This window comes from Kocuria sp. CPCC 205263, assembly GCF_040981075.1.
GTDB classification, from domain to species: Bacteria; Actinomycetota; Actinomycetes; order Actinomycetales; family Micrococcaceae; genus Kocuria; species Kocuria rosea.
Genome location: NZ_JAVKPV010000096.1, coordinates 1 through 507 on the forward strand (window position 1 = coordinate 1; position 507 = coordinate 507).

At 57.4% G+C, this 507-nt stretch carries 1 pseudogene; it reads right to left on the reverse strand.

Annotated elements, in window-relative coordinates:
- A pseudogene (locus RF647_RS19325) lies at nucleotides 1-429 on the reverse strand (S49 family peptidase); the annotation flags it as partial.
- Nucleotides 430-507: the final 78 nt, after the last annotated feature.

Below are 507 nucleotides of genomic sequence, written 5' to 3' on the forward strand. Positions count from 1 at the left end.
CGTAATGGGCTTCACGCTGCGCGACTGGTAAATGTAGTCAGCCAGCTCCTTACAGCCCGATACCGCGCCGCCGCCCGAGTTAATATCGAGCACGATTTCTTTAATGCCCGGGTCGTTCAGAAGGGAAGCCAGCTGGCCGCGAATACGCTCGTAGCTGTTCAGCTCCGTACACATATTCACGATCTGGCCACGCCGTGGGACCAGGATGCCGTGGACAGGAATAACGCCCACGCCGCCGCCGCTTTGCTGAGGTTCATTCGTTTCCTGTGACTCATCCGGCCCCAGGGCCATTTCCAGCGGGGCCACATTCATGCCCTGCAGGCGGGGAACCAGGATCGACTTCACCGAGTCCATGATTTGCCGCGTGGCGTAGTGAGGCACCCCGAACACCTGGTCAGCCAGGTGCGGCAGGTTGATTAATTTCGACATTGTGTATACCTGTGAGAGCCTGATAATCAGGTTTTATGCAGTTCGCTGCAGGATTGCGCTGATTTCGCTTATCTGCGC